Origin of the sequence: Streptomyces phaeolivaceus (assembly GCF_009184865.1) — a bacterium.
In the GTDB taxonomy this organism is placed as follows: Bacteria; Actinomycetota; Actinomycetes; order Streptomycetales; family Streptomycetaceae; genus Streptomyces; species Streptomyces phaeolivaceus.
Genome location: NZ_CP045096.1, coordinates 3,646,129 through 3,672,178 on the forward strand (window position 1 = coordinate 3,646,129; position 26,050 = coordinate 3,672,178).

The window sequence follows — 26,050 nt, forward strand, 5'->3', positions numbered from 1 at the left end:
GCCCGCGCGCGCGTCGGTCACGCCCGCAGGAACGCGAGCACGGCCAGCACCCGCCGATGCGTGTCCCCCGCCGGCGGCAGGTCCAGCTTCCCCAGGATGTTGCCGATGTGCTTGCCGACGGCCGCCTCGGTGACGACCAGCTCACGGGCGACCGCCCCGTTCGACTTCCCCTCGGCGACCAGCGCCAGCACCTCCCGTTCGCGCGGGGTGAGCGCCGCCAGCGGATCACGTCGGCGCCGCAGCAACTGCCGTACGACCTCGGGGTCGACGACCGTGCCGCCGGCCGCGACCCGCTCCACCGCCTCCGCGAACTGTTCGACCTGGCCGATGCGGTCCTTCAGGAGATAGCCGACGCCGGTGCCGTCGCCGGTGTCCAACAGCTCGGCGGCGTAGGCCCGTTGGACGTACTGGCTGAGCACGAGGACGGGCAGGGCGGGGTCCGCCGCGCGCAGTTCGAGGGCGGCACGCAGGCCCTCGTCCGTCAGACCGGGCGGCATCCGTACGTCGGTGACGACGAGGTCGGGGGCGTACGACCGCACGGCCGCCGTCAGCGCCTCCGCGTCCCCGACCGCGGCGACGACCTCGTGGCCGAAGCGGGTCAGGACGCCGACGAGGCCCTCCCTCAGCAGCACGCTGTCCTCGGCGAGCACGATCTTCAGCGCTGCGGGCACGGGATCTCCAGGGACAGGACGGTCGGACCGCCGGCCGGGCTGTGGACGGACAGTGTCCCATCGAGCACGGCGAGCCGGTCGGCGAGTCCGGTGAGGCCCGTGCCCCGCGCGGGGTCGGCGCCGCCCGTGCCGTCGTCGCGCACCTCCACCCGCAGCCGCCCGTCCGTGTACCGGCCGTCGATCCGGGCCCGTTCCGCCCCGCTGTGCCTGCCGATGTTGGCGAGCGCCTCCCGGACCGCGAAGTACGCGGCGGACTCGACGGGTTCGGCGAACCGGGGGAGGTCCACAGCCACCTCCACGGGTACGGCGGACCGGTCGGCCGCGTCGGCGAGGGCGTCCGGGAGGCCGTAGTCGGCGAGGACCTGGGGATGGATGCCGTGGATCAACTCCCTCAGTTCGAGGAGTACTTGGTCGGCCTCCCGATGGGCGGCGGCCAGTAGCTCGGCCAACTCCGGTGGCGCGTCGAGCCGCGCCAGGCCCAGCGTCATGCTCAGGGACACCAGCCGCTGCTGGGCGCCGTCGTGCAGATCGCGTTCGATGCGGCGCCGCTCCGCCTCGAAGGCCGCGACCAGCCGGGCCCGCGACCGGGTCACCTCCCCCAACCGCCGTTCCGTCTCGGCCTCGCTGGGCGCGAGCAGCAGCCGGGCGAGCGCTGCACGGACCCGCGCGTACCGGACGAGGGGCCACAGCAGCGCGAGGAGGAGGACGACACCGAGGGCCGTGCACAGCAGGGCCTGGCCGTAGGAGTCGATCAGCCAGAGCTTGGCGATCCGCGTGTCGCCACCGGTGCTGCTCGTCGTGGCCAGCTGCGCGGGCGCCCCGATCAGCGCGCCGGGCATGCCCAACGCCCCGAACAGCACGAGCGCGTCGAGCGGCCACAGCACGAAGCCGAGCAGGAGCGTGTACGCCAGCTCCCGCCAGGTCGCCCGCTCGGTCAGCCGCAGCCGGGCCCAGGCGGCGAGTCCCGGCTCGGCCGGGGTGATGTGCGGGTCGGGCGGCGGCGGGGTGCGGGTGAGGGCGCGGGTGAGGTCCAGCCGCCGACGTTCGAGCGCGCCGACGGGGATGCCCGACAGCACGGCCACGGCGAGCAGCGGCAGACCCACCAGGAGCGGGGCCAGGGCGAGGCCGGCAGTGCCCAGGACCAGGAGCACCACGAGAAGGGGTGCGCCGACGAGGACACCGCTCAGCAGGTACGCCACCGCGCGGGGCGTGTCCCGTAGCGCGTCCCGTACCGAGTCCCGTACGACCGTTCGGATCATGGGCTCACGGTAGGCGGAGGCGGCGGACGACGGCCATCCGCGCAGAGGGCGTCCCCGGGGTAGGGCCAGGCCTACCCCGTCAGCAACTCCTCCCGCCCCCGCGCCCGGTACTCCGTCACCAGCCGCGCCAGATCCACCGCCGAGAACCTGCGGTACGCCCATTTCCCGGGCGGGCGCCACCAGACCGGGTCGGGGCAGCGGAAGCCCTCGCGGCGGAGGGCGGCGCGCTGGATCTTGTTGGTGGCGGTGACGGGCATGGCCGGGACGACGCGGATGAAGCGCGGGGTCATCTTGGTGCCCAGGTCCGGCTGTTCCAGGAGGAACTCGGCGAAGCGGCAGGGGTCGAAGGTGCCGGCGACGGTCGCCATGACCTGGTCCCCGGCGACCGGGTCGGGCACGGCGTACACGGCGACGGCCTCGGCGCCCTCGTAGCGGGCGAGGATGTTCTCGATGACGGCGGCGGCGAGGTTCTCGCTGTCGACGCGGAGGCGGTCGTCGGTGCGGCCCGCGAAGTAGAGGAAGCCGTCCGGGTCCCGGTAGAAGAGGTCGCCGGTCCAGTACCAGCCGTCGTGGCGGCGGGCGGCGTCCGCCTCCGGGTTGCGCCAGTAGCCCTCGAAGGGGTTGGGGCCGCGGTTGACCAACTCCCCTATCGCCTCGGTGCCGTTGAGCAGGCGCCCGTCGTCGGCGAGGAGGGCCGGCGGGCACTCCTCGCGGGTCTCCGGGTCGACCACCGCGAGGTCGTCGCCGGGTGCCGCCCGCCCGATCGCGCCCGGCGGCGCCCCGGGTGTGCGCTGGATCGCCGCCCCGCCCTCGGAGGAGCCGTACCCCTCCACCAGCCGCACCCCGAACCGCTCCTCGAACGCCGCCGCGTCCACCGCCCCCGCCTCCGTGCCGAAGCCCATGCGCAGCGGGTTGTCCCGGTCGTCGGGGCGGGGCTCGGTGGCGAGGACGTACTGCACGGCCCGGCCGACGTAGGTGAAGTACGTGGCCCGGTACGCCCGTACGTCGTCCAGGAACCCGGAGGCCGAGAACCGGCGCCGCAGCGCGGTCCCGGCGCCGGCGACCAGGGCGGGGGCCCAGTCGGCGATGACCGCGTTGCCGTGGAACAGCGGCATGCAGACGTAGTGCACATCGTCCCGACGCACCCCGAAGCGGTCCACCAGTGCCCGCCCGGCCGCCGCCAGCCGCCCCTGGGAGCAGATCGCGGCCTTGGGGGCGCCGGTGGAGCCGGAGGTGAAGTAGAGCAGGAGGCGGTGGGCGGGGGTGGCCCGGGACGCGTCGGGCACGGCGCCGGCGTACGGGGCGAGGAGGTCGGCGTAGGCCTGAGTGTCCGTCACCAGGACGCGGACGTCGGGGAGTTCGAAACCGTCGAGCAGGGGCAGGTGGGTCTGTTCGGTGATCAGGACGGCGCACTCGGTGTGCAGGATGTCGCGGGCCAGTTCGGGGCCCCGGCGGGTGGGGTTGATCCCGGCGACGGCGGCGCCCGCGAGGGCCGCGGCGCTCAACCACAGGGGGAATTCCGGGGTGTTGTCGAGGAGGACGCCGATATGGGGTGCGGCGGCCGGTGGCAGGAGGTCGGCGAGCAGGGCCGCGCGGGCGGCGGCTCCGGCGGTGACCTCGTGATGGGTCAGGACCTGTTCCTCGCACCACAGGCCGGGCCGGTGGTCGTCCCACCGGTCGGCGACGAGCTGTGCGACCGTGCGCCTCGTGGACTGCATGTCGGCGCACGGTAGTTGACGTACCGTCAGTTGAGGAGGGTCACGGCGTCGGGAACGAGGGGTCCGTCGAGAACTGGTGGAAGGTGACCATGAGGAAGACGCAGAACGCGAAGGCCACCCCGAGGAGGGTCAGGATGCCGACGCCGGCCGCGCCCTGCTTGAACCCCTGGTCGGGGCCGTGCGCCGTGGCCGCCACGGTCGGGCCGTCGGTGTAGTGGACGGTGACGAAGTCGCCCTCGACCGTCGTCATCGGCCCGTCCTCCTCCTCGAAGCGGATCGCCCGGCCGTCGTGGGTCGTGAACTCGTACACATGGTGGATCGTGGTGCGCACGGAGCTGTGGTCGCCCATGCCGTTGCTGACCGTCGTGAACGTCCTCAGGCAGCGCGCCTCGGCGGTCAGCCCGCTGTTCCAGGCCCTCCTGATCAGCAGCCAGCGGCTCAGCACCCGGTAGGCCATGAAGCCGATGAATCCCATCATGACGATGGGAATGAGGTAGAAGAAGGCGTCCATGGTGTTCCCCCCGGGATCCGGCCGCCGCCCTGGTCGGTGGCGTGTGGGGAACGTACCCGCGTGAGGGCCCCGCGCAGCTCAAGAGAGCCTCAGAACTGGCGGGGCCGGGTGGAGCGATGCCCGGACGGTCAGAAGGTGACGTCCGAGCAGGCGTAGAACGCGTTGGTGGTGTCCGCCACCGTCCACACCGCGAGGATCACGTGGTGGCCGCTCAGCCCGGACGGCAGGCGCCCGGCGTGGGAGAGCGTGGACGGCGGGCGCTGGCCGTTGTAGGGGACGGTGAAGAACGGGGTGAGGTTGAGGTCGGAGCGGGCCAGGGCGTGGTTCTGGTTCCAGCCCGCCTTGGTGACGTAGTACTTGAAGTCGGTGGTGGCGTGCATGGCGGTGAACTGCCAGCGGAACGTGTGGTTCTGACCGCCCGTCACCCTGGTGGTGGGCCAGGCGCCGCCGCCCGGCCTGGTGGACGCGTTGAGCTGGTTGAACCGGCTGTTGCCGCCGGAGCAGAGTTGGCCGTCAGCCGGCCCTGAGCCCGGGAAGCCCTTCGGGCCCTCCACGCTCTGCGGCTCCCACTGGATCTCGCCGCAGTTGGTGACGGTGCCGTTCTGACAGAGCTTCTGCCGGCTGACGGGGAGGTCGGTGTAGCCGTGGCCGGAGGCGCCACCACTGGAGAGCACGAGCGCTCCGGTGGTGGCCAGGCCGACCGCGGCCGCGTACCACTTGGTCCTGTTCCGCGCGTGATGGCGCATGCTGCCGCTCCCTGGAGTACGTGGGGGTGTTTCCAGGTCTAGACCAAGTCCCAGATTATGGGTGCGCGTTGAACATGTCCATACCAATTCCGGGGTTCACGACGACACTTCGCGCCGCCCTGTGTAGAACGCCACCGTCAGGTCCTTCACCAGCGCCTTGCGCTCGTAGTCGTCGAGTTCGACCAGGCCGCGCAGGGTCAGCCGGGTCACCGTGTCCTCGACCGAGTCGACGACGGAGGTGAGCACGGTGTCGCGGTGCTGGGCGTCGAGCGCGGCGATCCGGCGGCGCTGCATCACGGCGGCCACCTCGGGCGCGTACTCGATCCGGGTCGGCTGGACCGAGAACACCTCCAGCCCGACCGGTGCCGTGTCCGCCGCCACCAGCCGGGTCAGCGCCTCCCCCACCGCCTCCGTGTTCCGCAGCGTCGCGTCCCTGACCAGCGCGCCCGGCGCCACATCGGCCGGCAGCCGGGACAGCACCCGGGAGACCGCCGCCTCCACGCACTCACGCAGATACCGCTCGTGGTCCTCGACCCCGAGCAGCGCCCGCGCGGTGTCCCTGACGCGCCACGCCACGAGGACGACGACCCGCAGCGCGACCCCGTTCGCGTCGACCGCCGCGATCGGCTCGCTCCGCCAGTGCCGCAGCCGTACGTCGACCCGGCGGCGCAGCACCAGCGGGTTCACCCAGAGCAGTCCGGTACGGCGGACGGTCCCCCGGTACCGCCCGAACAGCCCGAGCACCCAGGCCCGTCCGGTCCGCCCCCGCGCCAGCCCGCCGAACCCGAACAGCGCCAGGGCGCCCGCTCCGGCGTACGCGGCCCACTGCGCGGGCCCGAGACCGGCACCGGCGTACGCGGTCGGCAGCCCGAGCGCCCGTACCGCGAGCCCTGGCAACGCCCCGGCCCACCACGAGGTGAGCACACATCCGGCCACCCCGCACGCCCCGCCGAGCACCCCCACCACCCCGGGCACCACCCGCGCCGGGCACTCGACCAGTTCGGGGTCGATCTCGACGGTGGGGCGCGGCTTCGCGGCCGCGAGCCCCTGCCGTACGCGCGGCTGTTCACCGGTGCCCCGCCGCCGGCCCACGACGGCGGGGGCGACCGGCACGGCCACGGGCACGGGGTCGTCCCGGAACAGCAGATGGACGGGGATCTCGGTGGTGGTCTCGTTCTGGATGAGCCGGGCGGGCCGCGCGGCCCCCTCGGGCTCCGGTGTGGATGAAGTGGTCGTACTCATACGTGCCTCCATGCCTCCGCGCAGGAAGAGCCGTGGTGAGAGTGGTCGAGGGTGGGGATGGGGGGTGGGGATGGGGGGTGGGGGTGAGGGGTGGGGGTGAGGGGTGGGGGTGAGGGGTGGGGGTGAGGGGTCGCTCTGGTTCCGGAGCGGGTGCGGGTGCGGATGCGAGTGCGGGTGCGGGTGCGGGTGCGGGTGCGGGTGCGAGTACGGGTGCGGGTGCGAGTGCGGGTGCGGGTGCGAGTGCGGGTTGGTGCCGGTGTCAGGCGAACAGGCGTCGCCAGGTCTCCGGGCCCGGATAGCCGTCCGCCGCGCCGCCGCGCCACCCCTGGGCGCGCTGGAACGCCTCCACGTTCCGCCGGTCCGACTCGCCCCAGCGGGACCCCGGCCCCGAGGCGTAGTACTTGCCGAACCCCTTCTCGACCAGCCGCTTCCCGAGCTGCGTGACATACGGGTTGTCCGCGCCCGGCCGGAACATGCCGCGCCCGGGATAGCCGAGAACGCCGTGCGAGGCGGGCGTCCCGGGGGGCACCGAAGCCCTGGGCGGCGTGGGCGACGTGGCCTTCCCGGCTCCGGCCGGGCGTGGTGGATCGGCCGGACGGGACGAACCGGCCGGGCGCGACGAACCGACCGGCCGAGGGAGATCAGCCGGACGGGAGGCACCGGCCGGACGCACTGGCTCCGCCGGACGTACTGGCTCCGCCGGACGCGCCGGATCCGCCGGACGCGATGGATCCACCGGGCCGGACGGTCCCGTCAGGCCCGACGCGCCGATCGGACCGTACGTCCCCGGCTTCCCCGGCGGTCGGTGCATCGCCGGTGGCTTGGGGTCGGCCGGCTTCCCCCGGGGGCCCGGGTTCCCGGCCGGCGGGATGTCCTTGCCCCGGCCGCTGACCAGATAGGACCAGGTCAGCGGGCCCGGAATGCCGTCCGCGAAACGGCCCGACCAGCCCTGGGCCCGCTGGAACGCCCGGGTGGCCCGGCGGTCGGCGTCCGACCAGACCGGCCCCGGCCCGCCGGTGTAGAAGCGGGCCCCGCCGCGCCGCACCAGCATCTGCCCCAGCCGGGTGACGTACGTGTTGCGCGCCCCGGTCCCGAAGGCCTCGGTGCCCGGGAAGCGGTCGCCGGCGGCCGGCCCGGCGGCCCCCTTCGCCCCCGGCCGCTCCGACGGGACGGCGGGGACACCGGAGCCGTCGGAGCCGCCGTCGCCGCCCGAGGCGTCCGTGCCCCCGGAGGCGTCCGGCTCACCGTCCGGCCGGCCCGCGTCGTCGTCGACGAGCCCCTTGTAGCGGTACGGCACATAGCGGGTCGCGTTGTCCCAGTACCCGTACGGGGTGGCCTGCCGGCGGGCGTACGGACGGGCCGACTCGTAGGCGAAGTAGTGGGTCTCCGCGTGGTCGGTCCAGCCGCCGAAAATGACGACGTGCGAGCCTTTCTGCGGGTCCTTCGGATTGTGGAAGAGGAGCATGTCACCGGGGGCGAGGCGGTCCTTCGTAATCCGCTGGGCGAACTTTTCGAGGCTGCCCGTCCATTCGTTTCCGGGAAGATTCCAGGCCATCGAGACGAACCCCGAGCAGTCCTGCCGATAACCGTCGGACCAGTACTCGCGCATGCTGTACGGCACCCCGGCCGCGATCCATGCCTTGGCCCGTCCGATGATCTCCGCGCGGGTGGTGAGCGGGATCCGCGCCTCCTTCAGCGGCTTCCCCCCGCCCACCGGGCGCCCCCCGGGACCGTGCAGCGGCGCCTTCTTCCCCTGCGGGGTGTCCGGCCCGTCACCTGCGGGAACGGCACCGGGGGCGGCCGGGCCGTGGGCCGCCGCGACCGCCGGTACGACATGGCCGGCGCCGAGAGCGGCACCGGCGGCGGTGGCCACGACGAGGGCGCTCGTCGCGGTTCTGACAGCCGGGTGACCCAGATGGGCGTACCGGGCCGAATACGGCATGACCCGCCGCCAGTGAACACAACCGGGGCATTCGCAGTCGCCCCCCGGATCGATCTCCTCGAATACCGGAGTCTCCATGCGATTCCCCTCGCGAACCGACCGAAGAATTCCACGCTTCTGCACGCCCGCCAGTTTCTCAACCGCCGTCCCATGTCGCATGCTGACGGTCCAAATGATGTACACGCGGCGCACGACCGCGGACCGCGCCCGCGACCCGGGCCCCCGGCCGGTCCCCGGTCCCCGGTCCCCGCTCCGTGGTCGGGAGCACCCCCGCCCCTCCGGTAAAGTTCTTCTCGCGCGCCGCTAGCTCAGTTGGTTAGAGCAGCTGACTCTTAATCAGCGGGTCCGGGGTTCGAGTCCCTGGCGGCGCACCACCGGAGAGGCCCCTCGCGGGAGTGAATCGCGAGGGGCCTCTCCGCATGTGGCGATATGCGGAGATGCCCCAATGACGGCGTATGACCGGTAAACACCGCGTTTCGCATCTTGCGATCAAGCTTCGCACCGTAGAACCCTGGGCCGTAAGAGACTGCGGATACATGGCAGTTTGGGGGCTTTGGGCGTTCTTCAGGAACAAAAGATGCCGAGGGGGCATCAATGCAACCGGATGGCCGTCGTCCCGTGTCCTCATGGTGTAGATCACATGGTGACGATGACCCACTGATGCGTCCGTAACGGTCGAGGGGGACCGAATCGGATGGAATACCGACGAACACACACTCGACGTGTGTGCGGGGGGATGACTCATGACGTCGACGCCGACGGGCGCCCGGCATAACTTCGACCCGTCCGAGACGACCCGGCTCAAGGTGCCGTCGCACCGGACCGGAGCCTTCCGCAGGCTCAAGAAGACACTTCCCAGATACGACTACGAGCACTACAGCCGGCTCGCCGGACCACTGACCCAGCCCGATCCGACCAAGCCCTACACGGTGCAGTACCGCTCGCTGATCTCCCAGGAACCGCACCGGCTGCGGGTCGCCCTGATGCTGGCGGCGGCACCGCTGCTCTCCCTGGTCCTGCTGGCCTGGCTGCTGCAGCAGGAGCACTGGACCAAGCGCGACTACGTCGAGTACGAGTTCCTGCCCACCCTCGACATGGTCATGCTGGTCTCGATCGGCCTGATCGAGTTCTTCCGCTGTATGAACGTCCTGTCGAACGCGCACGCCACCCTGGTCGCCCGCGACCCGATCCCGGTGGTGCCCGAGACCGGCACCAGAGTCGCCTTCCTCACCTCCTTCGTGCCCGGCAAGGAGCCGCTGGAGATGGTGACGAAGACCCTGGAGGCGGCCGTCAAGCTGCGCCACCGGGGCCTTCTGCACGTGTGGCTCCTCGACGAGGGGGACGACGCGGACGTGAAGGCGGTCTGCGCGCGCCTGGGCGTGCACCACTTCTCCCGCAAGGGGATCGCGAAGTGGAACCAGCCCAAGGGCCCGCACCGCGCCAAGACCAAGCACGGCAACTACAACGCCTGGCTGGACGCCCACGGAGACGACTACGACTTCTTCGCCTCGGTCGACACCGACCACATCCCACTGCCCAACTACCTGGAGCGGATGCTCGGTTTCTTCCGGGACCCGAACATCGGCTTCGTCATCGGCCCCCAGGTGTACGGCAATTACGACAACTTCGTCACCAAGGCCGCCGAGTCCCAGCAGTTCCTGTTCCACGCGCTGATCCAGCGCGCCGGAAACAAGTACGGCGCCCCCATGTTCGTCGGCACCTCCAACGCCGTACGGATCAGGGCGCTCAAGCAGATCGGCGGCCTGTACGACTCGATCACCGAGGACATGGCCACCGGCTTCGAGATCCACCGCCACAAGAACCCGGCGACGGGGAAGAAGTGGCGCTCGGTGTACACCCCGGACGTCCTCGCGGTGGGTGAGGGGCCCAGCGCCTGGACGGACTTCTTCACCCAGCAGATGCGCTGGTCGCGCGGGACGTACGAGACGATCCTCAAGCAGTACTGGAAGGGCTGGTACTCGCTGCCGCCGAGCAAGCTCTTCAACTACACGATGATGATCATCTTCTACCCGATGTCGGCCCTCAACTGGATTCTGGCGGCGCTGAGTTGCGCCCTGTTCCTGGGCCTGGGCGCCTCGGGTGTGAACATCGACCCGACCGTGTGGCTGATGCTCTACGGCAACGCCTCGGCGCTCCAGATAGGCCTGTACGTCTGGAACCGCCGGCACAACGTCTCCCCGCACGAGCCGGAGGGTTCCGGCGGGGTGGCCGGCATGGTGATGTCCGCGCTGTCCGCGCCGCTCTACGCGAAGGCGCTGATCGACTCGGCGCTGCGCCGCAAGAGCAAGTTCGTGGTGACACCCAAGGGGGACTCGGCGAGCCCCGACCGGTGGTTCGGCACCTTCCGGTACCACTGGTACTTCATCGTCATCTTCGGTGCCTCGATCGCCGCCGGGTTCGTCTTCGGCAACTCGCACCCCGCGATGATCATCTGGGCCACCTTCGCCATGATGATCACCGCCCTCCCCATCTTCGCCTGGCGCTACATGCTGCGGCAGGACAAGAAGAAGGCCGCCGCAGCAGCCGCGCTGCAAGGGTCCATGGTGGCGCCGCCCGAGGCGGCTCCCGCGCCACACGCGCCGCCGCTCGCACCGCACGCCCCACCCGCACCTCACGCTCCCCAGCACAAGCCGAGCTGGGCGGCGTCCGGGTCGGCCGGCGGGGGTAGCGACCAGACCATGCAGATCGCCCTGGGCGGACTCGGGGGACGGGGCGGAGTGGGGGGACGTAAGGAATGAAGGACCGTGCAGGCCGCCGCCGCGCCCGTCGCCTCGCGATCGGCGCGGCGGTGGTCCTCGCGCTCGCCGGGATGAACGGGCCGTGGGTGTACCGCTTCAGCACCGAGAAGTACCACGACTACAAGATCAACAGACCCGAGTACAAGGCGGACAACGGGCACTGGCAGGTCGTGGAGTTCCCGGAGGAGTACCGGCAGAACACGATCCACGCGGCGCTGCTGCACACCGGCAAGATCCTGCTGATCGCGGGTTCGGGGAACGACGCCGACAACTTCGACAGGAAGAAGTTCGACACCCGTGTCTGGGACCCGGTCAAGCAGACGATCAAGCGGGTACCGACGCCGGCCGACCTGTTCTGCACCGGGCACACCCAGCTCTCCAACGGCAATCTGCTGATCGCGGGCGGCACCAAGCGCTACGAGAAACTGAAGGGCGATGTCACCAAGGCCGGCGGCCTGATGATCATCCACAACGAGAACCCCGACAAGGGGATGAGGCTCAAGGCGGGGACCAGGTTCGTCGGCAAGGCGAACGGCAAGACGTTCGTCCTCAAGGACACCGTCGAGCTCAAGAAGGCCGTCAAGACCTTCGACCCGGACACCGGGAAGTTCACCGGCAACGAGCCGGGCATCGCGCGCGCCTATGTCGAGGCCGAGCGGCGCGGCAAGAAGTACGAGACGGGCACGGAGGACAACTACAAGGTCACGGGTCTGACGGGCGAGGACGCGCGGAACACGTACGGCATCGCGCAGAAGCTCGCCCTCGACAAGAAGGACTTCCAGGGGATCAAGGACGCCTACGAGTTCGACCCGGTCGCCGAGAGGTACATCAAGGTCGACCCGATGAACGAGGCCCGCTGGTACCCGACGCTGACGACCCTGTCGGACGGTACGGTGCTCAGTCTCTCCGGGCTGGACGAGATCGGGCAGTTGGTCCCCGGCAAGAACGAGATCTACGACCCCGGGACGAAGAAGTGGACGTACACGAAGGAGGAGCAGCAGTTCCCGACGTACCCGGCGATCTCCCTGATGCAGAACGGCAAGCTGTTCTATTCGGGCGCGAACGCGGGGTACGGGCCGGACGACATCGGGCGTGACCCCGGGATCTGGGACCTGAAGTCCAACAAGTTCACCAAGGTCCCCGGGATGAGCGACAGCAAGCTGCTGGAGACCGCCGGGACCGTGCTGCTGCCTCCGGCGCAGGACGAGAAGTACCTGGTGATCGGCGGGGGCGGGGTCGGGGAGTCGGAGCGGTCCAGCAAGAGGACCCGGCTGATCGATCTGCTGGCCGACGAGCCCAGGTTCGTGGACGGGCCGGAGATGGCCAAGGGCACGCGCTATCCGCAGGCCTCGATCCTGCCCGACGACACGGTCCTCATCGCCGGCGGCTCGGAGGACTATCGGGGGCGCGGCGACTCCAACATCCTGGAGGCGCGGCTCTACGACGCGAGGACGGGTGAACTGCGGCGGGTGGCCGACCCGTTGGTGGGCCGCAACTACCACTCCGGGTCGATCCTGCTGCCGGACGGGCGGGTCGTGTTCTTCGGGTCGGACTCCCTGTACGCCGACAAGGCCAACACCAAGCCGGGGGAGTTCGAGCAGCGGATCGAGATCTATACGCCGCCGTATCTCTTCCAGGACGCGCGGCCGACGCTGACGGGTGGGCCGAAGACGGTGGCGCGCGGCGGGAAGGCGGTGTTCGGGACGCGGCACGGGTCGTCGATCAAGTCGGCGCGGTTGATCCGGCCGAGTGCGTCCACGCATGTGACCGATGTGGACCAGAAGTCGATCGCGGTGGACTTCGAGGTGACGGGGGATCGGATCAGTGTGACCGTGCCGAAGAATCGGAATCTGGTGCAGTCGGGGTGGTACATGCTGTTCGTGACGGACGACGCGGGGACTCCGAGTGTCGCGCGGTGGGTGAAAGTGCCGTAGCGCTGCGCTGGCCTGCGCCGTTCCAAGCTCGGGCCCGGTGGGGGCTTCTCGCGCAGTTCCCCGCGCCCCTGAAACGCAGGGGCGCGGGGAACTGCGCGACCAGCCCCCACCGGACCGTCAGTCGGACGCCTCGGCCAGGTCCAGCGCGTACTCCGGCCACCACTCCCCCGCCTTGGGCCCCCCCTTGCACTCCCCGTCGGACTCGCCGGGCCGCTTCACCCACAGATACGCGTCCACCAGCTCGTCCTCCGTCTTGGTCGTCGGAGACTCCCCCAGCGCCCGCCCCGGCGGATTGCACCAGCGTTCGTCCTCGTCGCCCTCGGTCCAAGGCCCGTTGCCGTTGCGGCTGGTGTCGATGACGAACGGCTTGTCGCCGATCTTCGCGGAGAGTTGCCTGCCGTAGTCGATGGAGTCGTCGGTGGTGTAGAAGTTCGAGACGTTGACGGCGAAACCGTCGGCCTCTTCCACGCCGGCCCACTTGAGGGGTTCGTAGATCTCCTCGGGGTCGCCCCAGCCCGCGTTGCCCGCGTCCAGGTACACCTTCGTGTTCTTCAGCCCGCCGAGCCGCTCGATCGCGCCCTTGAGCAGGTCGTACCGCTCCTCGTGGAACTCCTCCGGCGTGCAGCCGTCCACCACGTGCAGCACCGCGTCGGGTTCCAGGACGACCGTGGCGGACCGGTCCCCGATGCCCTCGGCCACGCCGTCGATCCACGCCCGGTACGCGTCGCCGTCGGCCGCGCCGCCACCGGAGTACTGGCCGCAGTCGCGGTGCGGGATGTTGTAGAGGACGAGGACGGCGTCCCGTTCGGCCTTCTCCGCGGCCTCGGTGAAGCCCTTCGCCTCCTGCTCCGGGTTCTCCGGGCCGATCCACTCGCCGGTCGGCTGCTCGGCGATCCTGCGGATCAGTTCGGCGTCCTCGTCCTTGCCCGCCTTCTCGTAGGCGGCGACCTGCGCCGCCGCGTTCCCCTCCGGATTGACCCAGAACGGGTCCGTGCCGCTCGGCTGTTGGGTGATGCCGGAACCGGAGGACCGGTCCTCCTCGCCGTCACCGCCGTCTCCCCCGGAACAGCCGGCGAGCAGTAACGCCGCCACCGCCACGGACGCCCGAACCCCGGCCCCCCTACTGCCGTACATCCAACTCCCCCTTGGGTGCACCGTGTCGTAAGCCCCAATCCTGACATAAGTCCCGCCTCGCCCACGAGGTCGTCGCCGCCTTGGCCGGGACGGCACCCGCGTCCGCCGTCTCCACCTGGACTGATGACATAGCGCCACGGCTTGTCGACTTGGCGTCAAACAGCCTCTAGCCGGTGGCGCCCGCACGCCCTAGAGTCACAGACGAACGGCCCGGTCCCCGGCCTGTCGCGCCCCGCCGGGTGCTCCGAGTTCCAAGACCTCCCGTGTCCGCGCCGGGTTACTCCCGCAACCCGAGCGCGCACGGTCGAGGACCGGCCCGGTCGGCGGCCCCGGGGGGAGCGGGTCGCCGACCGGGCCGGGTGTCGTGTCCCTCGCGAACGGGCGGAACTGGCGCGCACATGGCCCCTTCCCGCCCCCCACCGGCCCCACCAGCCCTGTCCTACGGCCCCGTTCCGCTCAGATACGCGGAGACGACGACGTTCGCCGTATAGGTGCGGCTCGCCTTGTCGAACGTGCCGCCGCAGGTGACGAGTCGGAGTTCGGCACGCCCCGACTGCCGTACGCCGTAGGCCTGTCGGGCGTCGAAGTCGTCGCGGCCGAGGACCTGGACGTCGTCCACGGTGAACTCGGCGATCCGGCCGTCGCTGCGGGCCACCCGGATCTTCTCGCCGACCCCCAGAGCGCTCAGCTTGTAGAAGACGGCGGGCCGGGTCTCGGTGTCGACGTGCCCGACGAACAGCGCGGCACCCGTCGCGCCGGGCCGCGCGCCGGCCGCGTACCAGCCGACGACGCCCGGCTGACCGTAGGCGGGCGGTTCGATCGCCCCGTCCCGGTCCAGGCCCCGGGCCACGACCGGCGCCTGCACGCCCAGCGCGGGGATGTCCAGCCGCTGGGGCCGCGCGCCGCCCAACGGCTCGGCGGCGGGCGGCAGTTCGGCCTGCGCGGGCCGCCCGACCGCCGCCACGTCGCCGGTGGTCGGCGCGGACACACCGGGCCGTACTTCGGTGACCTCGCGGCCCCAGAGCCAGAGGCCGAGCAGCAGCACGGCCCAGGCGACACCGGTGATGACACGACCGGTGCCGCCGCCGGACCCGGCCCCGGTGCCCCCGATCTCGCTTCCGTCGTCGGAGTAGTCCCGTCTCGGCACCGCGACCCCCTTACTCCGTGCCTCGGTGGTGGCCCCGGCGCGCACCCCGCGCCACGACCACCACCCCCGCGACTCCGGCGAGGACCAGCCCGATCACCGCGTGCCGGGTGCCGGGGCCGGTGTGCCGGGCGTCGTCCATGGAGTTGGCCGGATCGGCCGAGCCCCGCGCGTCCGCCGTATCGCCCACCGCGAGCTGCGCCGCCGCCCCACCGCCGCCCGCGCGCACGGGGGCGACCGGGGAGGCGGGGGCCTGGGGCGGCGGGGAGGCGGCGGACTCGTCCGCAGGCCGCTCGGTCCGCGACCGCTCGGTGGCAGGTGGCTTGGTGGCGGGCGGCTTGGTGGCGGGGGGCCTGGTGGCGGGGGGCCGGCTACCGGGCTTCCCGTCGCCGACCTCGATCGTCCCCTTGACCTTGTCTTCCTTGCCGTCGCAGGTGATCCGTACGCCGTAGGTGCCGGGCTTGAGCGAGGACCGTACGCGGGTCTCCCCGGCGAGCGTGCCGAGGCTGCCGCCGCTGAGCCGGGTGAGCTGCGCGTCCGCGACGAACGCCTTGGAGGCGGCCGTTCCGGACCTCCCCGCACAGCCCTGGGCACGTACCTGGATGTCGCTGCCGGGCGCCGGCGAGGCCGGCACCACCGAGACGTTCCCCGAGTCGGCCGCGTGGACCGAGGGCGCCGACACGGTCAGCGCTGCCGCGACCACCGCCTCGGCGCAGAGAGTGACTCGCGATGAGCCCATGGTGAACCTCCAGACACCTGAGACTCACCCGCCGGGCGACGGGCCGCATCCGGGGACGGGCCGCGACTGCTCCGTACGAGTGTCCGACGGGTGTCCGGGGTTTTGGACGCACGTCCGGGGCCTTGGACAGGCGCCATAGGTCTTGTGCGGGCGTCCGAGGTCCGTCCGGCTCCGAGGTCCGTCCGGCTCCGAGGTCCGTCCGGCTCCGAGGTCTGTCCGGCTCCGAGGTCTGTCCGGCTCCGGGTCAGATGCGGTCGACGAGGTCCGCGATCGAGTTCACGACCTTCGACGGGCGGTACGGGAACTTCTCGATCTGCTCGGGGGTCGTCAGTCCGGTGAGGACGAGGAAGGTCTCCATCCCGGCCTCGATGCCCGCGAGGACGTCCGTGTCCATGCGGTCGCCGATCATCGCGCTGGTCTCGGAGTGCGCGCCGATCGCGTTCAGGCCGGTGCGCATCATCAGCGGGTTCGGCTTGCCCGCGAAGTACGGCTTCTGCCCGGTCGCCTTGGTGATCAGCGCGGCCACGGCACCGGTCGCGGGCAGCGGGCCCTCGGTGGAGGGGCCGGTCTCGTCCGGGTTGGTGGCGATGAACCGGGCGCCGCCGTTGATCAGCCGTACCGCCTTCGTCATGGCCTCGAAGGAGTACGTGCGGGTCTCGCCGAGGACGACGTAGTCGGGCCGGTGGTCGGTGAGGACGTACCCGATGTCGTGCAGCGCGGTCGTCAGCCCCGCCTCGCCGATGACGTACGCCGTGCCGCCGGGCCGCTGGTCGTCCAGGAACTGGGCGGTCGCGAGGGCCGAGGTCCAGATGTTCTCCACGGGCACGTCCAGGCCCATACGGGAGAGGCGGGCGTGCAGGTCACGGGCCGTGTAGATCGAGTTGTTGGTGAGGACCAGGAAGGGCCGCCCGGACTCGCGGAGCTTCTTTATGAAGGCATCGGCGCCGGGGATCGGCACGCCCTCGTGGATGAGCACCCCGTCCATGTCGGTGAGCCACGACTCGATGGGCTTGCGCTCTGCCATGTACCTTCTCCTGCCGACCTCTGCCGATTCCTGCCGATTCCTGCCGTACGTCCGTACATCCGCACATCCGCACGTCCGGGTCCGCACATCCGTACGTCCGGGTCCGCCCCAACCCTAGGGCCTGTCGTCACATTCCCGTCATCGCCCGAGGGGCAGACGGGAATGTGACGACAGGCCCTAGCCCTGGCTGAAAAGAGGAGGTCGGTCTTGGCCGCTGAGACCGTGCCCCTCGCGCCACCCCGCCTCACCCGGCGCGCCTGCGGACGGCCGCCACCAGCAGCCCGCCGGCGGACAGGAGCAGCAGCCCGGTCACATACGGCAGCGCCTCGCGCATCCCCGAAGCGGCCAACTCGTCGGCGTACGGCCGCGGCTCGCCCCGCACGGCATCGGGTACGTCCTCACCGCCCTCCTTCACGACCCCACCACCGTCCGGGCCGCCCCCTTCCTTGCCCACCTCCCCCACCTCTTCCTCCCCCACGACCTCCTTCCCTGCCTCTCTTCCCCCTTCCTTCCCTCTCCCCCCTTCCGCTTCCCCCTCCTCCTCGCCGTCGGTGATCCGGAAACGGTAGGCGTTGGACTCGCCCACCCACTCGCTGTCGTCGCCGCGCCGCTCGATCACGGCCGCGTTCGCCACGACGTCGTTGGGCACGACCGCGTCGGAGGTGAGGGAGAGCCGGACCCGGACGGTGAGGGTGCGGCCGGGCGGCACGGTGAAGCCGGGTCCGCCGCCCTCGCCGTCGCCGCCGAGGACGCCGACCAGCTCGTCGGCGTCGGTCCGTTCGAAGGTGACCGGCCGGGGCGTGGACCCCTTGGCATCCGGATAGAACTCCAGCTGCGGCTGGGTCCGCCTCAGCGTGCGCGCGCCGTCGACCAGGACGATCACCGGGTGGATGTTGCCGCAGGTCCGGGAGGTGGTGTTGGTGAGTTCCACCGTCCAGGTGTGGAAGCCGCCGCCGGCGACGTAGGTGGCGGGGCCGCCGCGGATCCGGGTGCGGAGGGGGAAGGCGCCGTCGTCGGCACCGGCACAGGTGGGCCGCCGGTCGGCCGATGCCGCGCCGACGGGTACGGGGGCGGCGGCAGAGGCACTGTCGAGCGCCACCGCGGGACCACTGAAGAGGGCGGCTGCGGTGGCGAGGGCAGAGGTCAGACACGTACACAGTCGCATGAACACATGACCATGCCATCGGCCCGCCCCCACGAGCCCCGCCGCGCCTGGGAGTCCCGGGATCGACGACGGATGTCCGCTCGATCAGCGGAGCGGAGGGGCGCCCTCGTAGACACCGGACCAGGACGGCCCGGCCCTTTCAGGGGCGCGGGGAACTGCGCGACAAGCCACGACGAACCCGCGCCCGCCAACGCACCCCACCCCCGCCCCCACGGCGCGCAGGCGCACTCACCCATCCTCACGCCCGAACAACGGCGCCAACAACAACTGAGCCGCCCCCTCCGCAACCCCGGACGCCCCACCCCCGGCCACCCGAACCGGCACGGCCGGATCCTCCCCCTGCCGCCGAGCCCACTCGTCCAGCACGACCCCCACCCCCCGCACGAACGCGTCCGGCCGAGCCTCCACCGTGCGCCCGCCCAGCAGCACCAGCTCGATGTCCAGCAGCCCCACCAGATTCGCGGCCCCCGTACCGAGCACCCGCGCCGCCTCCGCCACATCCCCCCGCGCCACCGCCGCGAGGCACAACGCCTCCACGCACCCCCGGTTCCCGCACTCGCACATCGGCCCGTCCAGTTGCACCACCTGGTGCCCGAACTCACCGGCGCGCGTCCGGGCCCCGCGATGCACCACCCCGTCGATCACAAGGCCGGCCCCCAGTCCCGTACCGAGGTGGAGGTAGGCGAAGGAGCCGTGCGCCCCCGCGACCGCCGCGAGTCCCAGGGCCGCCGCGTTGGTGTCCTTGTCGACCACCACCGGCATCCCCAGCCGCCGTGCCAGCGCCGCCCGCAGCGGGAACCCGTCCCACTCCGGGAAGCCGGTGACCCGGTGCAGCACACCGTGCAGATGATCGAGGGGGCCGGGGAGGGCGACCCCGACGCCGAGCACGGGGAGGAGGGAGGAGCCGTACGCGCCGGGCCCGCCCTCGACCGGTACCGCGATCCGGCCCTCGCTCACCCCGGCCAGCAGCGCCTCGACCTCCCGTGCCGCGCCCTCGACGACCGCGTCGGCCCCGGCGCCGAGGTTGAGCGGTGCCCGCCGCTCCGCGACGACCGTGCCGGTCAGATCGCAGAGGACGGCGGTCAGTTCGTCGCGGTCGAGGTGGAGGCCCACCGCGTGCCCGGCGTCGGGCACCAGCCGCAGCACGGTACGCGGCTTGCCACCGGTGGACGCCCGGTACCCCGCCTCGGTCACCAGCCCGTCCGCGCGCAGCCGGGCGGTGATCTTGCTGACCGCCTGCGGGGTGAGCCCGGTCCGGTCGGCCAGCTCCAGCCGGCTTATCCCGGCCACCCCGGCGGTCCGCAGCAGGTCCAGCACCAGCGCCCCGTTGTGGCTGCGCAGGGCGAGCAGATTCCCGCCGGTCACCCCGGCGGTACGCCCGGTCCGGTCGCTGTTCCCGTTGCCGTTCACACCCCCATTGTCCCTCGCGCTTGCACTTTGGCAACAGCGTTGCTTAAGTGGAAGACATGACAGGCACCAGCACAGGTACCACCACAGGTAGGACCCTTCGCGTCGCCCTCGTCGGCTACGGCCTCGCCGGTTCCGTCTTCCACGCCCCGCTGATCGCCGCGACCGAGGGCCTGGCCCTCGACACGGTCGTCACCTCGAACCCCGAGCGGCGGGCGCAGGCCCGCGCCGAGTTCCCGGAGGTGCGGTTCGCGGCGACGGCCGACGAGCTGTGGGCGCGGGCGGACGAACTGGACCTGGTCGTCATCGCCTCCCCGAACAAGACGCATGTGCCCGTGGCCACCGCCGCCCTGGAGGCGGGCCTCGCGGTCGTCGTCGACAAGCCCGTCGCCGGTACGGCGGCCGAGGCGCGCGCGCTGGCCGCCCTCGCGGACTCCCGCGGCCTGTTCCTCTCCGTGTTCCAGAACCGCCGCTGGGACAACGACTTCCTGACCCTCCGGGGACTCCTCGCCGACGGCGAGCTGGGCGAGGTCCGCCGCTTCGAGTCCCGCTTCGAACGCTGGCGCCCCCAACTGAAGGGCGGCTGGCGCGAGTCCGGCGACCCCGCAGAGATCGGAGGTCTCCTCTACGACCTGGGCAGCCACGTCGTCGACCAGGCCCTCACCCTCTTCGGCCCGGCCACCCTCGTGTACGCCGAGTCCGACCTGCGCCGCCCCGGCGCCGAGACGGACGACGACACGTTCATCGCCGTGACGCACGCGAACGGCGTCCGCTCCCACTTCCACGCCTCCGCCGTCACCCCCCAACTCGGCCCGCGCTTCCGCGTGCTGGGCTCCGAGGCGGGTTACGTCAAGTACGGCCTCGACCCCCAGGAAGCGGCCCTGCGCGAGGGCGAGCGCCCGACCCCGGGCACCGCCTGGGGCGAGGAGCCCGAGGACCTCTGGGGCCGTGTCGGCGCCGGCGACTCCCCCCTGACCGGCGGCGGCAGCCCCGTCCCGACCCTCCCGGGCGACTACCCCGCGTACTACACGGCCGTGGCCGCCGCCCTGCACGGCACCGGCGACAACCCGGTCACGGCGTACGAGGCCGCCGCCGCGCTGGACGTACTGGAAGCGGCGCGGAAGTCGGCGCGCGAGGGCGTGGCGGTGAAGCTGTCATGACCGGGACCCCGACCATCGAGGAACTGGAGGCCCAGGAACTCCGCCTGGTCTTCGACCAGTTCACCCACGACGACGCGTGGGCGCTCGGCTCCCTCCTGGTGGAGCTGGCCCGCGACCGCCAGGCCCCCGTGGCCATCGACATCCGCCGGGGCAGTCAACAGCTCTTCCACGCCGCCCTCCCCGGCTCGACCCCGGACAACGACGCCTGGATCGACCGCAAACGCCGGGTCGTGGAACGCTACGGCGCCTCCTCCTACCTGGTCGGCGCCCGCTTCCGGGCCAAGGGCACCACCTTCGAGGACTCGTCCCGCCTGGACCCCGACACCTACGCGGCCCACGGCGGTTCGTTCCCGATCACCGTCATGGGCGCCGGAGTCATCGGCACGGTCACGGTCTCGGGCCTGCCCCAACTGGAGGACCACGCAATGGTGGTGGAGGCCTTGGAGCGCTTCCAGGGCACCTTGTAACCACCGGGTGCCCCCTGTGCTTTTAGGGGCGCGGGGCTGTGACACATGCGGCTCCGCCGCGTGGGCGCGACAAGCCACGACGAACCCGCAGCCGCCAACGAACCGCGGTTCCCCGCCCCCTTAGGCACCCGGCACCAAGCGGAGCGCCTACGCGTCCTTGAACTCCTGCCGCTGCCGCCCAAGCCCGTCGATCTCCAGCTCCACCACATCCCCCGCCCGAAGGAACGGCTTCGGCTCAGGCTCCCCCAACGCCACCCCCGCGGGCGTCCCCGTATTGATCACATCCCCGGGGTACAGCGTCATGAACTGACTGACGTACCGCACGACTTCACTCACCCCGAAGATCTGCTCCCCGGTGGTCCCGTCCTGCTTCGACTCCCCGTTCACCCAGAGCCGCAGCCCGAGTTTCTGCGGATCGGGGATCTCGTCCGCGGTCACCAGCCACGGCCCGAGCGGGTTGAACGTCTCGCAGTTCTTCCCCTTGTCCCAGGTCCCGCCGCGCTCCAACTGGAACTCGCGCTCGGACACGTCGTGGGACACCGCGTACCCGGCGACATGCTCCAGCGCCGCCTCGCGCGACTCGACGTACCGGGCCGTACGCCCGATCACGACCGCGAGTTCGACCTCCCAGTCGGTCTTGGTCGACCCACGCGGCACCAGGACCGTGTCATGGGGCCCGACCACCGTGTCCGCCGCCTTGAAGAAGATCACCGGCTCGGACGGCGGCTCGGCCCCGGTCTCGCGCGCGTGGTCGTGGTAGTTGAGCCCGATGCAGACGATCTTGCCGATCCGGGCGAGCGGCGGCCCGGTCCGCAGCCCCGCCGGGTCCAGGACGGGCAGCTCACCGCTCTCGGCGGCCTCCCGCACCCGCCCGAGCGCCGCCTCGTCCGAGAGCAGCGCGCCGTCGATGTCCGGCACGATCCCCGACAGGTCCCGCAGGACCCCGTCGGCGTCGAGCAGCGCGGGCCGCTCCGCACCCGCCGCACCGACTCGCAGCAGCTTCATGGTCGCCATCTCCCTCGATCGTCCGCCGCCCGACCGATGGGTGCGGCCATCGGAGGACTGGTCGATCGTCCGTGGTCACGGTCCACTCCGCAAGACCCGGTTCACGGACTGGACCGCTCTTACGGGGTGGCGGGCGCCGCCGACGTACCGGGCGCGGTCCCGGCCGACGGCAGCGGATAGAGCGCCGCCCGCTCCACCGCGCTCCACGTCGTACTGGTCACCACGTACAGCGCGGCGGCCAGCGGCACCACGGCCACACTGACCAGCGTGAAGAAGGACATGAACGGCATGAACTTGCTGACGGCGCCCATGCTCGCCGCCATCCCGGGCAGCTGCTCGTCCGTCACGGTCGGCATCCCGGCCGTACCCGCCGCCATCATCCGCTTCGTACGCCGGAAGTTGAAGGCCGCGACGCACGCGACGATCACGAACAGCCCCACGTAGACGAGCCCCTGCGGCCCGAGGACCCCGCCGTCGCCGAGCGCGTCGTGCCAGCGGTCGCCGAGCGGGGCGGCGAAGAGCTTGTGGGTGAGCAGGGCGTTGGACTCGCCGCCGATCGTCGTGTTGGAGAACAGGTGGTAGAGGAGGAAGAAGGCCGGCAGCTGGCAGAGGCTGGGCAGGCAGCCGGAGAGCGGCGACACCTTCTCCTTGGCGTGCAGCTCCAGCATGGCCTTCTGGAGCTTCTCCGGGTTCTTCGCGTGCTTCCTCCGCAGCTCCGCGATCTGCGGCTGCAGGGCGATCCGCGCCCGCTGCCCGCGCGCCGCCGCGCGGGACAGGGGGTGCACGAGGAGTCGTACGAGCGCCGTGAACAGCACGATCGCGACGGCGGTCGCGGAGGCGTGGAACAGCGGCTGGAGCAGATCGGCGAGGTGCGCGACAAGGTCGGCGAAAACGGACATGGGTGTGAGCCCTCCAGGGGTCTCGTCGTGCCAGGGAAGTGTCCGACCGGGACGTCATCCGTCATCCGTCATCCGTCGTCCGTCGTCCGTCGTCCGTCGTCTGTCGTCTGTCGTCCGGTGACGTGTGCCGGTGGACCGGGGCATGGCGAGACGGCCCGCGAAAGGGCACGCGCGGTCAGCTGGGAAGCGGCTGGAAGGCGGCTGGGAGCAGCTGGGGCGTGCCCTACGCGATGGCCGTCAGGAGGGCACGTCCGGGCGCCCGGGGGCGCGTACGCCCGCGTGCGTCGGGATCGCGTTGGGGCAGGAACGCCGTACGGCGCTCACGGTCCCGTATGGCCGTCCGTACGCGCGTCCGGGGTACGACGGGCGCGCAGCGCGAGGCGATCAGCGCGCAGGCGGCGAAGGCGGAGCCGGCCGCGGCGGTGGCGGCGAAGGCGACGGCCGCGGAGAGCGTGCCGGTGTCGAGGACGGCGACCTCGAAGAGGAGCAGCAGAAGCAGCGCGGCGGGACGCCGACCGAACCAGTTCCGGATCACGACGCTCCTCCTCTCGGCACTCCCCGCGCCGCGTCCGGCGGCGCACTCGCACACATGCTCTCATCCGATGCTCTCATCCGAGCCGTACCGAGCGCAGCTTCCCCCAGACCACGAGCCGGTACGTGGAGGTGTACGCGGGTGTGCAGGTGGTGAGCGTGAGGTAGTGGCCGCGCTCGCGGTACCCGTACGCCGGCCGCACGTCACTGCGCGGCACGGGCCGCAGGACCCCGCCGTCACCGGGCACGGTCTGCGGCAGCGTCCGATCGACGACATACGTGTGCACGGCGTCCCGGGTCTCGACGCGGACCTCGTCGCCGGGCGCGAGCCGGTCGAGCCGGCGGAAGGGCTCGCCGTGGGTGTCGCGGTGCCCGGCGAGCGCGAAGTTCCCGGCCCGCCCCGGCTGCGCGGTCCCCGGGTAGTGCCCGACGTACCCCTTGTCGAGGACGTCCGCCCGGCCGACGCCCTCGGCGACGGGGACACGGAGGTCGAGGCGGGGGACGACGAGGACGGCGTAGGGCTGGGCGGGCCGGGGCGAGGGGGCGGCGGCGAGGGGAATCGGCCCCGGATCCGTCCCGTTCCCGGCCGCCCACTCCCGCTCCAGCGCGGCCACCTCACGGGCCGCGCCCTCCTGGGCCTGCCGGTTGGTCCACCACAGCTGATGGGCGACGAAGAGGAGGAGGACGAGCCCGAGGGTGACGGCGCACTCGGCGGCGACGCGGAGCGCACGGACGTGGGCGACTTTCATCTCCCCTTCTCATAACCCTTGAAAGAAATAGCAGAAAGCGCTGTCACACCTCTCGACAACCTCACCACTCACCCCTGACTCTTCCGATGTCCCACTGAGCAGCTCGGAAGGTGGCCGGTCCCCCAACCCCACCTTTCCCTCCTCTCGGCACCCGCATCCCCCGGAGCTGACATGACCGCATCCCCCTTCCCCAAGGACGACCAGGCGAGACCGGCCGCGGAATCCCCGGCCCCGGACCGGCCCCCGACGGCCTTCGGCCGCAGAGCCCTGCTGGCGGCGGCCGGCGGCGCGGTCGTCGGCACCGCCCTCGGCACGGGCACGGCGAGCGCGGACGCGACCATCGCCGTCAACCCGGCCACCAAGTACGGCACCTGGGAGGGCTGGGGCACCTCCCTCGCCTGGTGGGCCAACGTCTTCGGCGCCCGGGACGACTTCGCCGACCTGTGGTTCACCACGAAGACGACGACGTACAACGGCACGGCCCTGCCCGGCCTGGGCATGAACATCGCCCGCTACAACCTCGGCGCGTGCAGCTGGAACGCGATCAACGGCGAGTCGATGGTCGCCTCCGCCAACATCCCCGCGTACAAGCAGATCGAGGGCTTCTGGCAGGACTACACCAACGAGAGCCCGACCTCCTCGGCCTGGGACTGGACGGCCGACGCCAACCAGCGCGCGGCCCTGACGAAGGCGGTGGCGCGCGGGGCCACGACGGAACTCTTCGCGAACTCCCCGATGTGGTGGATGTGTTCGAACCACAACCCCTCGGGTGCCTCCGGCGGCGGCAACAACCTCCAGACCTGGAACTACCGCCAGCACGCCTCCCACCTGGCGGCGACGGCCCTCTACGCCAAGAACAACTGGGGCGTGAACTTCGCGACGGTCGACCCCTTCAACGAGCCGGCGGCCTCCTGGTGGACCGCGACCGGCACCCAGGAGGGCTGCCACATGGACCCGGCGGTCCAGGCGGCAGTACTCCCGTACATGCGCAGCGAGTTGGACACCCGCGGCCTGACGTCGGTCCGTATCGCGGCCTCCGACGAGACGAACTACGACACGGCCCGCTCCACCTGGGCCTCCTTCGGCTCCTCGACGAAAGCCCTGGTCAGCCAGGTGAACGTACATGGCTACCAGGGTGCGGGAGGCCGCCGCGACCTCCTCTACACGGACGTGGTGACGACGTCCGGCAAGAAGCTCTGGAACTCGGAGACGGGCGACAGCGACGGCACGGGCTGGACCCTCGCCCGGAACCTCTGCTACGACTTCCGCTGGCTCCACCCCACGGCCTGGGTCTACTGGCAGGTGATGGACCCGACGGCGGGCTGGGCGATGATCGCGTACGACGCGAACACCCTCCAACCCACCACGATCCAGACCAAATACTACGTAATGGCCCAATTCAGCCGCCATATCCGCCCGGGAATGACGATCCTGGACGCGGGCTCCAGCTACACGGCGGCGGCGTACGACGCGACGGCGAAGCGCCTGGTGATCGTGGCGATCAACACCGCGACCTCCGCCCAGACCTTCACCTTCAACCTCTCCGGCTTCACGACGGTGACGGGCGGCACGAACGGCCTGGTCCCCCGCTGGAACACCCACACCTCGGGCGGCAGCGACCGCTACCGCGCGTACTCGGACACCTACCTGAGCGGGAAGTCGGTGGCGGTGCCGTTCGCGGCGGGCGCGGTGCAGACGCTGCAGATCGACGGGGTGACGATCTAGGGACCGGTGCGCGGGCCCCGTAGGGAAAGGGCCCGAAGGCGGAGGTGGGAGGGAGGTGGGAGGGAGATGGGAGGGAGGCTGGAGCGAACGCGCCCCTGACCTGCCCCCTCCCACCTCCA

Annotated in this window: 22 protein-coding genes and 1 tRNA gene; 6 read left to right on the forward strand and 17 right to left on the reverse strand. The window is 71.6% G+C overall.

Annotated features, from left to right (window positions below):
* Positions 1-17 precede the first annotated feature (17 nt).
* The 7 genes from F9278_RS17110 to F9278_RS17140 all read right to left on the reverse strand — a co-directional run bounded on the left by F9278_RS17110 (position 18) and on the right by F9278_RS17140 (position 8,167).
* Positions 18-671, reverse strand: coding sequence for a response regulator (locus tag F9278_RS17110; protein ID WP_193241527.1), 654 nt, complete (start codon positions 669-671; stop codon positions 18-20).
* On the reverse strand, positions 656-1,930 hold the full coding sequence (locus tag F9278_RS17115; RefSeq protein WP_152169136.1) for a sensor histidine kinase: 1,275 nt from the start codon (positions 1,928-1,930) through the stop codon (positions 656-658). Before F9278_RS17115 ends, F9278_RS17110 begins: the two co-directional genes overlap by 16 nt.
* A gap of 71 nt (positions 1,931-2,001) precedes the next feature.
* Positions 2,002-3,648, reverse strand: coding sequence for a long-chain-fatty-acid--CoA ligase (locus F9278_RS17120; RefSeq protein ID WP_152169137.1), 1,647 nt, complete (start codon positions 3,646-3,648; stop codon positions 2,002-2,004).
* 40 nt (positions 3,649-3,688) lie between these two features.
* Entirely contained in the window at positions 3,689-4,159 is a 471-nt protein-coding gene (locus F9278_RS17125; RefSeq protein ID WP_152169138.1) for a DUF3592 domain-containing protein, read from the reverse strand.
* 128 nt (positions 4,160-4,287) lie between these two features.
* Entirely contained in the window at positions 4,288-4,905 is a 618-nt protein-coding gene (locus F9278_RS17130; RefSeq protein ID WP_152169139.1) for a lytic polysaccharide monooxygenase auxiliary activity family 9 protein, read from the reverse strand.
* Between the two features lie 96 nt (positions 4,906-5,001).
* Positions 5,002-6,147, reverse strand: coding sequence for an SPFH domain-containing protein (locus tag F9278_RS17135; protein WP_152169140.1), 1,146 nt, complete (start codon positions 6,145-6,147; stop codon positions 5,002-5,004).
* 259 nt (positions 6,148-6,406) lie between these two features.
* Entirely contained in the window at positions 6,407-8,167 is a 1,761-nt protein-coding gene (locus tag F9278_RS17140; protein WP_152169141.1) for a peptidoglycan-binding protein, read from the reverse strand.
* Positions 8,168-8,386: 219 nt separating this feature from the next.
* Here F9278_RS17140 and F9278_RS17145 point away from each other — a divergent pair.
* The 3 genes from F9278_RS17145 to F9278_RS17155 all read left to right on the forward strand — a co-directional run bounded on the left by F9278_RS17145 (position 8,387) and on the right by F9278_RS17155 (position 12,782).
* Positions 8,387-8,463: transfer RNA gene (locus tag F9278_RS17145), tRNA-Lys, on the forward strand.
* Between the two features lie 369 nt (positions 8,464-8,832).
* On the forward strand, positions 8,833-10,848 hold the full coding sequence (locus F9278_RS17150; protein WP_152169142.1) for a glycosyltransferase family 2 protein: 2,016 nt from the start codon (positions 8,833-8,835) through the stop codon (positions 10,846-10,848).
* Positions 10,845-12,782 carry a radical copper oxidase GlxA gene (locus F9278_RS17155; protein WP_152169143.1) on the forward strand — a complete coding sequence of 646 codons (1,938 nt, stop codon included), beginning with the start codon at positions 10,845-10,847 and terminating at the stop codon, positions 12,780-12,782. Before F9278_RS17150 ends, F9278_RS17155 begins: the two co-directional genes overlap by 4 nt.
* A 117-nt stretch (positions 12,783-12,899) precedes the next feature.
* Here F9278_RS17155 and F9278_RS17160 read toward each other — a convergent pair whose 3' ends face one another.
* The 6 genes from F9278_RS17160 to F9278_RS17185 all read right to left on the reverse strand — a co-directional run bounded on the left by F9278_RS17160 (position 12,900) and on the right by F9278_RS17185 (position 19,398).
* Positions 12,900-13,916: a glycoside hydrolase family 6 protein gene (locus F9278_RS17160; RefSeq protein WP_152169144.1), complete on the reverse strand. Its 1,017-nt coding sequence runs from the start codon at positions 13,914-13,916 to the stop codon at positions 12,900-12,902.
* Positions 13,917-14,355: 439 nt separating this feature from the next.
* Positions 14,356-15,063 (reverse strand): class F sortase, encoded by a 708-nt coding sequence (locus F9278_RS17165; RefSeq protein ID WP_152169145.1) that lies wholly within the window; start codon positions 15,061-15,063, stop codon positions 14,356-14,358.
* Between the two features lie 10 nt (positions 15,064-15,073).
* On the reverse strand, positions 15,074-15,799 hold the full coding sequence (locus F9278_RS17170; protein WP_152169146.1) for a hypothetical protein: 726 nt from the start codon (positions 15,797-15,799) through the stop codon (positions 15,074-15,076).
* A 244-nt stretch (positions 15,800-16,043) separates the two neighbouring features.
* Positions 16,044-16,823 carry an HAD-IIA family hydrolase gene (locus F9278_RS17175; protein ID WP_152169147.1) on the reverse strand — a complete coding sequence of 260 codons (780 nt, stop codon included), beginning with the start codon at positions 16,821-16,823 and terminating at the stop codon, positions 16,044-16,046.
* Positions 16,824-17,067: 244 nt separating this feature from the next.
* Positions 17,068-17,988, reverse strand: a complete 921-nt coding sequence (locus F9278_RS17180; RefSeq protein WP_193241528.1) for a cell wall protein — start codon at positions 17,986-17,988, stop codon at positions 17,068-17,070.
* A gap of 228 nt (positions 17,989-18,216) precedes the next feature.
* Positions 18,217-19,398 (reverse strand): ROK family transcriptional regulator, encoded by a 1,182-nt coding sequence (locus F9278_RS17185; RefSeq protein WP_226966775.1) that lies wholly within the window; start codon positions 19,396-19,398, stop codon positions 18,217-18,219.
* 56 nt (positions 19,399-19,454) lie between these two features.
* On the opposite strand from F9278_RS17185, the gene F9278_RS17190 reads away from it, so the two are divergent.
* The gene (locus F9278_RS17190) at positions 19,455-20,555 is read left to right on the forward strand and encodes a Gfo/Idh/MocA family oxidoreductase (protein WP_152169149.1); all 1,101 of its coding nucleotides are present in this window, start codon (positions 19,455-19,457) and stop codon (positions 20,553-20,555) included.
* The gene (locus F9278_RS17195; protein WP_152169150.1) at positions 20,552-21,022 is read left to right on the forward strand and encodes a heme-degrading domain-containing protein; all 471 of its coding nucleotides are present in this window, start codon (positions 20,552-20,554) and stop codon (positions 21,020-21,022) included. Before F9278_RS17190 ends, F9278_RS17195 begins: the two co-directional genes overlap by 4 nt.
* Positions 21,023-21,169: 147 nt before the next feature.
* On the opposite strand, the gene F9278_RS17200 is transcribed toward F9278_RS17195, so the two are convergent.
* The 4 genes from F9278_RS17200 to F9278_RS17215 all read right to left on the reverse strand — a co-directional run bounded on the left by F9278_RS17200 (position 21,170) and on the right by F9278_RS17215 (position 24,206).
* Positions 21,170-22,027 carry a fumarylacetoacetate hydrolase family protein gene (locus F9278_RS17200; protein WP_152169151.1) on the reverse strand — a complete coding sequence of 286 codons (858 nt, stop codon included), beginning with the start codon at positions 22,025-22,027 and terminating at the stop codon, positions 21,170-21,172.
* 119 nt (positions 22,028-22,146) lie between these two features.
* On the reverse strand, positions 22,147-22,926 hold the full coding sequence (locus F9278_RS17205; protein WP_152169152.1) for a YidC/Oxa1 family membrane protein insertase: 780 nt from the start codon (positions 22,924-22,926) through the stop codon (positions 22,147-22,149).
* 223 nt (positions 22,927-23,149) lie between these two features.
* Positions 23,150-23,461, reverse strand: a complete 312-nt coding sequence (locus F9278_RS17210) for a DUF6412 domain-containing protein (RefSeq protein ID WP_152169153.1) — start codon at positions 23,459-23,461, stop codon at positions 23,150-23,152.
* Positions 23,462-23,534: 73 nt separating this feature from the next.
* On the reverse strand, positions 23,535-24,206 hold the full coding sequence (locus F9278_RS17215; RefSeq protein ID WP_152169154.1) for a class E sortase: 672 nt from the start codon (positions 24,204-24,206) through the stop codon (positions 23,535-23,537).
* 171 nt (positions 24,207-24,377) lie between these two features.
* Between F9278_RS17215 and F9278_RS17220 the strand changes: the two genes are divergently transcribed.
* Entirely contained in the window at positions 24,378-25,931 is a 1,554-nt protein-coding gene (locus tag F9278_RS17220) for a glycoside hydrolase (protein ID WP_152169155.1), read from the forward strand.
* Positions 25,932-26,050 lie beyond the last annotated feature (119 nt).

Coding starts and splice junctions, on each gene's coding strand:
- F9278_RS17115 (WP_152169136.1), bottom strand. CDS start 1,930: ATGATCCGAACGGTCGTACGGGACTCGGTACGGGACGCGCTACGGGAC.
- F9278_RS17120 (WP_152169137.1), bottom strand. CDS start 3,648: ATGCAGTCCACGAGGCGCACGGTCGCACAGCTCGTCGCCGACCGGTGG.
- F9278_RS17125 (WP_152169138.1), bottom strand. CDS start 4,159: ATGGACGCCTTCTTCTACCTCATTCCCATCGTCATGATGGGATTCATC.
- F9278_RS17130 (WP_152169139.1), bottom strand. CDS start 4,905: ATGCGCCATCACGCGCGGAACAGGACCAAGTGGTACGCGGCCGCGGTC.
- F9278_RS17135 (WP_152169140.1), bottom strand. CDS start 6,147: ATGAGTACGACCACTTCATCCACACCGGAGCCCGAGGGGGCCGCGCGG.
- F9278_RS17140 (WP_152169141.1), bottom strand. CDS start 8,167: ATGGAGACTCCGGTATTCGAGGAGATCGATCCGGGGGGCGACTGCGAA.
- F9278_RS17150 (WP_152169142.1), top strand. CDS start 8,833: ATGACGTCGACGCCGACGGGCGCCCGGCATAACTTCGACCCGTCCGAG.
- F9278_RS17155 (WP_152169143.1), top strand. CDS start 10,845: ATGAAGGACCGTGCAGGCCGCCGCCGCGCCCGTCGCCTCGCGATCGGC.
- F9278_RS17160 (WP_152169144.1), bottom strand. CDS start 13,916: ATGTACGGCAGTAGGGGGGCCGGGGTTCGGGCGTCCGTGGCGGTGGCG.
- F9278_RS17170 (WP_152169146.1), bottom strand. CDS start 15,799: ATGGGCTCATCGCGAGTCACTCTCTGCGCCGAGGCGGTGGTCGCGGCA.
- F9278_RS17175 (WP_152169147.1), bottom strand. CDS start 16,823: ATGGCAGAGCGCAAGCCCATCGAGTCGTGGCTCACCGACATGGACGGG.
- F9278_RS17180 (WP_193241528.1), bottom strand. CDS start 17,988: ATGCGACTGTGTACGTGTCTGACCTCTGCCCTCGCCACCGCAGCCGCC.
- F9278_RS17190 (WP_152169149.1), top strand. CDS start 19,455: ATGACAGGCACCAGCACAGGTACCACCACAGGTAGGACCCTTCGCGTC.
- F9278_RS17195 (WP_152169150.1), top strand. CDS start 20,552: ATGACCGGGACCCCGACCATCGAGGAACTGGAGGCCCAGGAACTCCGC.
- F9278_RS17200 (WP_152169151.1), bottom strand. CDS start 22,027: ATGAAGCTGCTGCGAGTCGGTGCGGCGGGTGCGGAGCGGCCCGCGCTG.
- F9278_RS17205 (WP_152169152.1), bottom strand. CDS start 22,926: ATGTCCGTTTTCGCCGACCTTGTCGCGCACCTCGCCGATCTGCTCCAG.
- F9278_RS17215 (WP_152169154.1), bottom strand. CDS start 24,206: ATGAAAGTCGCCCACGTCCGTGCGCTCCGCGTCGCCGCCGAGTGCGCC.
- F9278_RS17220 (WP_152169155.1), top strand. CDS start 24,378: ATGACCGCATCCCCCTTCCCCAAGGACGACCAGGCGAGACCGGCCGCG.